This window comes from Pseudomonas sp. ok266, assembly GCF_900110195.1.
In the GTDB taxonomy this organism is placed as follows: domain Bacteria; phylum Pseudomonadota; class Gammaproteobacteria; order Pseudomonadales; family Pseudomonadaceae; genus Aquipseudomonas; species Aquipseudomonas neuropathica.
Window position 1 is genome coordinate 262525 of record NZ_FOCU01000011.1, and the last position, 6539, is coordinate 269063.

Consider the following 6539-nt stretch of genomic DNA (forward strand, 5'->3'; position numbering starts at 1 on the left):
GACGCGCCCAACGGATTGCGGCACACTCGCAACGCCTCCTGATCACGGAGGCGTTGACGCTGCCTGGAGCTCCACTGTCATGACTGCCCCTGAATTCGACCCGGCGCTGGATAACTTCCGCGCTGTTGCCGACGCCATCGCCACGCTGTTCTTTCCCCACGCCGAAGTGGTGCTGCACGACCTGCGCACGCAAAAGGTCGACTACATCGCCAACAACCTGTCCAAGCGCGAGATCGGCGACGACTCGTCACTGGAGGACATGCTCAGCGAGGATGTCAGCGACCGCAATATCGGCCCGTACGAAAAGCTCAATTGGGATGGCCAGAAGATTCGCAGCCTGAGCACCGTGCTGCGCGACAGCGAAGGCCGGCCACTGGCGGTGTTGTGCATCAACCTGAATATTTCGCTGTTCGAGAATGCCAAGGCCGCGCTAGACCTGTTCCTCTCACCGAGCAAGCTGATCCCGCAACCGGACTCACTGTTTCGCGATGACTGGCAGGAACGCATCAACACCTTCCTCCACGCCTGGCTGCGTGAGCGGCAACTAAGCCTGAATGTGCTGACCCGCGATCACAAACGTGAACTGGTGCTGGCGCTGCACGCCGAGGGCGCGTTCAAGGGCAAGAGCGCCTCGAACTATGTGGCGAACGTGCTGAACATGGGGCGGGCGACGGTGTACAAGCATTTGAAGGAATTGAAGGGCTAGAGATTTGCGGTGATTTCTCTGACGCCATCGCGAGCAGGCTCACTCCTACAGGTGAACGCATTCCAAATGTAGGAGTGAGCCTGCTCGCGAAAGCGGTAGATCAGTCGCCGTAAATGTCGGACTTGAAATACTTCTCGGAAATCTTCTGGTACTCGCCACTCGCGCGAATGCCATCGATGGCGCCATTCAACTGGCTGACCAGTTCAGTATTGCCCTTGCGCACCGCAATTCCCGCGCCCTCGCCCACGTACTTCGGATCCTTCAACTCAGGCCCGACAAACGCATAACCCTTGCCACGCGGCATCGACAAAAAGTCATTCAGCGGAATGGTGTCGGCAAAAATCGCATCAAGCCGCCCCGCTGCCAGGTCCATGTAGATTTCTTCGTTGTTGCTGTAGCGCTTGACGTTAATGCCCTTCGGCTCGAACACCTCGGTGGCATAACGATCGGTGGTGGTCGCGCGCTGCACGCCGACGTTCTTGCCCTTGAGGCTGGCGTATTGATCGTCGACCGTGGCGCCTTCCTTCATCACCAGGCGCGACGAGGTGAAGTAGTACTTATGGGTGAAATCCACCGACTTCTTGCGGTCTTCGTTGATGGTCATCGATGACAGCGCCATGTCGATCTTCTTCACTTTCAGCGAAGGAATCAGACCGTCGAACTCACCCTCGACCCACACACACTTGACCTTCATCTGCGCACACAGGGCATTGCCGATGTCGTAGTCGAAACCGACGATTTCGCCTTTGTCGGTTTTCGACGCAAATGGCGGGTAAGCGGCTTCGATACCGATGCGCAGGGTTTGCTCGGCGGCAAACACGCTGGCGGAGGCCAATAGGCTGAGGGCCAGACCGGTGATGAGGGGGAGTTTCTTCATGTTCGTTCTCTCGCGGGTTGTTGTTGGTTTGGCAAGATGAAGAAGAGCAGCTGCTAGCGGGAAGCTTCGAGCGGCAAGATTGAAGCTTTTTTTGTACTTGTAAATCCATATTGGACTTATAGGTACAAGCCGTCAATCCGCGAGAAGAGAGTGTCTGCGAGGTTTTTGCTGTTACAGATGGCCCCTTCGCGAGCAAGCTCGCTCCCACATTGGATTTGTGAACGACACAGATCCAATGTGGGAGCGAGCTTGCTCGCGAAGGCGTACTGAGGGACGCTACAGAAATTACTTTTTCCAGCGATCCGCCGCTGCATGATCACTGTCGCGCCCCTCAACCCAACGCGGACCGTCACTGGTGTTTTCTTTCTTCCAGAACGGCGCGCGGGTTTTCAGGTAGTCCATGACAAAGGCGCAGGCATCGAAGGCAGCCTGGCGATGGGCACTGGCGGCGCCGACGAACACGATGGGTTCGCCCGGCTCCAATGCGCCGATGCGGTGCAGCACTTCCAGTTTCAGCAACGGCCAGCGCTGTTCGGCTTCGCTGGCGATTTTGCCGAGGGCTTTTTCGGTCATGCCCGGATAGTGTTCGAGGAACATCCCCGCTACATCGAGGCCGTCGTTAAAGTCGCGCACGTAGCCGACAAAACTCACCACCGCGCCGACGCCGACATTGGCCGCATGCATCGCGTTGACTTCAGCGCCCGGATCGAACGGCGTGGCCTGCACGCGCATCGCCATGGATCAGCCCCCGGTCACGGTAGGGAAAAACGCCACTTCGTCGCCATCGACCACCGGCTCATCGAGTTGGCAGAGGTCTTCGTTGCGTGCGCACATCAGGTTCTGCTCGCTCAACACCTCGGCGCCGTCACGTTGCGCGAGCAGTGCGCGAACGTCTTCGACGGTGGCGAAATCACCTTCAATCCTTACCGAATCCACGCCCAGCGCTTCGCGGTAACGGGCAAAAAACTTCACGGTCAGGTTCATGGCTGCTCCGCCTGAAAGTGCCCGCTCTTGCCACCGACCTTCTCCAGCAGACGCACGCTTTCAATGGTCATGCCGCGATCGACGGCTTTACACATGTCGTAAATGGTCAGGGCGGCAACACTGGCAGCGGTCAACGCTTCCATCTCAACGCCGGTCTGCCCGGACAGCTTGCAGCGGGCAACGATGCGCACGGTGTCGTCGCCATCAGCACTGAGTTCGACTTTGACGCCGGTGAGCATCAGCGGATGGCACAGGGGAATCAGATCACTGGTTTTCTTCGCCGCTTGAATGCCGGCAATGCGCGCCACGGCGAACACGTCACCCTTGGGATGGCCGCCGCTGACGATCATCTGCAGCGTTTCGGGGAGCATGCGCACCAGCGCTTGGGCCGTCGCTTCACGGAACGTCACCGCTTTTTCGGTGACGTCGACCATGTTGGCGCGACCTTGGGAATCGAGATGAGTCAGCACGGGATTACTCCTGATCAGGAGCGACGATTGTAAACCTGCGGGTCAAATTTCCGCATCATTGATTATGAAATCACCGTTGCACCCTGTGGGAGCGAGCTTGCTCGCGAAGGCGGTGCATCAGGCTACATCTATGGTGACTGGCATACCGCATTCGCGAGCAAGCTCGCTCCCACATTTGGATTTGTGTCCAGGCATAAAAAACCGGGCGGCTGGTGGGCCGCCCGGTTTGGGGTGAAGGGTTACAGATGCGATTCGGCGTATTCGGCCAGAATCGAGCGAGGCACCCCTTGCAGGGTGATGTGCACACCGTTGGGGAAATCCTTGAAGCGTTCGGTCAGGTAGGTCAGCCCGGAACTGGTCGCGGACAGGTAAGGGGTGTCGATCTGTGCGAGGTTGCCCAGGCACACCACTTTGGAACCCGCGCCGGCACGGGTGATGATGGTTTTCATCTGGTGCGGCGTGAGGTTCTGGCATTCGTCGATCAGGATCAGGCTCTGCTGGAAGCTGCGCCCGCGAATGTAGTTGAGCGATTTGAACTGCAACGGCACTTTGCTGAGGATGTAGTCGACGCTGCCATGGGTGTTTTCGTCATCCATGTGCAAGGCTTCGAGGTTGTCGGTAATGGCGCCCAGCCACGGCTCCATTTTTTCCGCTTCAGTACCGGGCAGGAAGCCGATTTCCTGGTCCAGGCCCTGCACGCTGCGGGTCGCAATGATGCGGCGATAACGCTTGCTGACCATGGTCTGCTCGATCGCCGCGGCCAGCGCCAGAATGGTTTTACCGGAACCGGCGGCACCCGACAGGTTGACCAGATGAATGTCCGGATCGAGCAGCGCGTACAGCGCCAGACTCTGATAGATGTCGCGTGGTTTCAGCCCCCAGGCCTCTTGATGCAGCAGCGGTTCCTGATGCAGGTCGAGGATCAGCAGCTTGGCCTCGTCGATCTCCTTGATCCAGCCGACAAAGCCCTGTTCGTCGATGATGAACTCGTTGATGTGCACCGCCGGCAGGTTGTCGATCAGTTGTACTTGGTGCCAGGTGCGGCCGTGATCCTGGCGGGTGTCGACCTTGCTCACGCGGTCCCAGAAAGAGCCGGTCATGTTGTGATAGCCGTTAGGCAGCAGAGACACGTCATCGACCAGTTGGTCGGTGCTGTAATCCTCGGCATCGATGCCACAGGCGCGCGCCTTGAGGCGCATGTTGATGTCTTTGGTGACCAGCACCACAGGCTTTTTCGGATCGCGGGTGTGCAAATCGATCAGTTGGTTGATGATTTTATTGTCGTTCAGATGCTCGGGCAGAATCAGATTCGATTCGGCCTGTTTGCTCATCAGAATTGACAGCAAGCCCTTCGGCCCGCCTTTACCGCGCTGGATCGGCACACCCAGTTCGACGTCTTCAGGGGAAGCGTCGCCCAAGGTCTTGTCGATCAGCCGGATGGCCTGACGGCATTCGGCGGCAACGCTGTGATGCCCGCTCTTGAGCTTGTCCAGCTCTTCAAGCACGGTCATCGGGATCGCGACGTGGTGTTCTTCGAAATTCAGCAGGGCATTTGGATCGTGAATCAATACGTTGGTATCGAGTACATAAAGGATTGGCTGGTTGGAGGAAGGGCTACGTCCGTGATCATCCATACTCGGTCACCTTTGTCAGAGCCATTGGACGCAATACCTGAGCGGTGCTGCGCCTCGAAGTGACTGCCGAAATCTCACCTGCGGAGATTCAAGTGACTGCAAACAAACGGGTCTTGGAAGACGCCACCTGTGTTGCAGGTTTCGGCGGTCTGTCTTCGTAATACTCCAAAACCGATGACATAAAAAAGTACTTTGACGGTTTTTTTAAGTTTATTTTTCAGAGTGACGAAAAGCCCTTGGCGGACTGCCCAGACCCCGCTAAAGTCGGAAGTCCGCCTGCATCGAACTCTTCAAAAAAATCGCCCCAAGCCCAATGTTTCCGGGCTTTTTTCGTTTCTCAGCGAAAAGCGTCCTGACAGTCTTCCCAACCGATACCGCTCTGCGCGGTCTGCGTGATCAACCACGGTAACGAGGTCTTCACCGCGTCCTGTTTCATGTTGAAATTGATCACCCCGTGTCGCCACAGCAGCATCAGAGTCAGCACCCTCTGCGCGCTCGCTGCGCCCTTGAGTTTGCCGGCGCCGTCCTGGGCATCGATGTCCCACAGCGCCACTTGCAGGCCTTGTGTGTTGAAGAAACCTTGCGCATCGCTGCGGCGCTGCCCTTCCGGCGGACGAAACAGCGGCACGTAGTTTTCCGGCAACTTGTTCTTCACCAGATCTGCGCTGCGCCGCACCGAATCCTGCCAGTCCTGCCAGTGGCTGTGGGAGCGGAACTCCCAGCCTTGAACGCCGACGCACTGTTTCGAGAACTCTGCTTGCAGGCTGCTCACCGAGCGATCAGCCAGTCGCGCCTGAATATCCTTGCCCAGCACGAAGAACGTGCCGCTCAGGTTCGATTTGCGTAGGTATTCGGTGAGCCAGCCGGTGTTGTCCGGTTGCAGATTGGCGGCACTGTCGAAGGTCAGCAGGAACAGCCGGTCGTGCATCGCGTCGCCGTTGCGCTCGTAGTCACCGAAACGATCGAATTCGTTGCTGCTCTGCGGCGACAACGCGGCCTTGCGCAACAACTCGTCGAGGTACTGCACATGGAAGATCCGGCTCGGCTCGGCCCACTTGGTGTAATAACTGTCGTCACTGACGACGAACTTGGCAGCTTGCTCGCGCAGCGTTGGCAAGTCTTCTACAAGAAAGCAGAACGAGGCGTCCTGATCGCAGCTTTGCTGGGCATAGTTGTAGTTGGCCAGCAGGCGCGGCCAGAGGCGTTGGCGCAGAATGTTGACCGCATCGATATTGACCGTGCGCAAGCCTAGACGCTGCGCCAGAGCGGCCTCGTCCATCGACTCGGTGCCCAGCAGGACACGGGCGAACATCAGGATTTCCGCCCGTGACGCCACGTCAAACAGGGTCGGGTTGCTAAGCTGCTCCGGCCAGGTGCTGCGATCCAGCGTCGCCACATCGCCCGGCGCCGCGACGGCACCGAAGCTCAACAGCCACGCGGTGAATAAAAGAACAATGCGCAAAAGGGATGTCTCCATAACAAAACCCGCGCGGCACTATAGCTGATGTGCAAGATTCACGGACGCTACCCTCACTGTAGAGACCGGTACATCCTTTACAAATTAGACCGGGGACATCGTTTACACCTTTACAGGCTTGAAACGCGTTTGGCGCCTCTTTCAAGCCTGCCTAAACAGTGGCTGCAAAGGTACAGTTCCCAAGCGTCACCAGCCACTTCCTTCAACGCGATGTCCTCTCCAATTAGAGCCTCTCCTAGAAAAATCAGCTGTCCTTTCCATTTAATTTCCCCATTTGACCGAACCTTACGTACTTCAACATCGGAACCGTATTCAAGCGCAGGCAAGTAACCGGGATAAGCGCGTATCGACGGGCGATAGACAGATGCCGGCGGTTTCATGCCCAGCGCGG

The 6539-nt window shown here is 57.7% G+C and carries 7 protein-coding genes and 1 pseudogene; 1 reads left to right on the top strand and 7 read right to left on the bottom strand.

Annotated features, from left to right (window positions below):
• Nucleotides 1-79 precede the first annotated feature (79 nt).
• On the top strand, nt 80-706 hold the full coding sequence (locus tag BMY54_RS21590; RefSeq protein ID WP_093437003.1) for a helix-turn-helix transcriptional regulator: 627 nt from the start codon (nt 80-82) through the stop codon (nt 704-706).
• Nucleotides 707-806: 100 nt separating this feature from the next.
• Here the strand turns inward: BMY54_RS21590 and BMY54_RS21595 are convergent, their stop codons facing one another.
• The 7 genes and pseudogenes from BMY54_RS21595 to BMY54_RS30750 all read right to left on the bottom strand — a co-directional run.
• Complete coding sequence (locus BMY54_RS21595) at nt 807-1583, bottom strand: ABC transporter substrate-binding protein (protein WP_093437010.1); 777 nt, start codon at nt 1581-1583, stop codon at nt 807-809.
• A gap of 285 nt (nt 1584-1868) precedes the next feature.
• Nucleotides 1869-2321 (bottom strand): molybdopterin synthase catalytic subunit MoaE, encoded by a 453-nt coding sequence (moaE, locus tag BMY54_RS21600; protein ID WP_093437014.1) that lies wholly within the window; start codon nt 2319-2321, stop codon nt 1869-1871.
• Nucleotides 2322-2324: 3 nt separating this feature from the next.
• Nucleotides 2325-2567, bottom strand: a complete 243-nt coding sequence (locus BMY54_RS21605) for a MoaD/ThiS family protein (protein WP_093437018.1) — start codon at nt 2565-2567, stop codon at nt 2325-2327.
• A complete protein-coding gene (gene moaC / locus BMY54_RS21610) occupies nt 2564-3037 on the bottom strand; it encodes a cyclic pyranopterin monophosphate synthase MoaC (RefSeq protein WP_093437022.1) in 474 nt (157 codons plus the stop codon). Before moaC ends, BMY54_RS21605 begins: the two co-directional genes overlap by 4 nt.
• Before the next feature lie 239 nt (nt 3038-3276).
• Nucleotides 3277-4671, bottom strand: a complete 1395-nt coding sequence (locus tag BMY54_RS21615; RefSeq protein WP_007914309.1) for a PhoH family protein — start codon at nt 4669-4671, stop codon at nt 3277-3279.
• 337 nt (nt 4672-5008) lie between these two features.
• Nucleotides 5009-6133, bottom strand: a complete 1125-nt coding sequence (locus BMY54_RS21620; protein ID WP_093437027.1) for a polysaccharide deacetylase family protein — start codon at nt 6131-6133, stop codon at nt 5009-5011.
• A gap of 125 nt (nt 6134-6258) precedes the next feature.
• Nucleotides 6259-6539 (bottom strand): annotated as a pseudogene (locus BMY54_RS30750) (IS481 family transposase); the annotation flags it as partial.

Excerpts from the sequence above, each read along its gene's own strand:
- BMY54_RS21595 (WP_093437010.1), bottom strand. The coding sequence starts at position 1,583 with ATGAAGAAACTCCCCCTCATCACCGGTCTGGCCCTCAGCCTATTGGCC.
- BMY54_RS21590 (WP_093437003.1), top strand. The coding sequence starts at position 80 with ATGACTGCCCCTGAATTCGACCCGGCGCTGGATAACTTCCGCGCTGTT.
- moaE (WP_093437014.1), bottom strand. The coding sequence starts at position 2,321 with ATGGCGATGCGCGTGCAGGCCACGCCGTTCGATCCGGGCGCTGAAGTC.
- BMY54_RS21615 (WP_007914309.1), bottom strand. The coding sequence starts at position 4,671 with ATGGATGATCACGGACGTAGCCCTTCCTCCAACCAGCCAATCCTTTAT.
- BMY54_RS21605 (WP_093437018.1), bottom strand. The coding sequence starts at position 2,567 with ATGAACCTGACCGTGAAGTTTTTTGCCCGTTACCGCGAAGCGCTGGGC.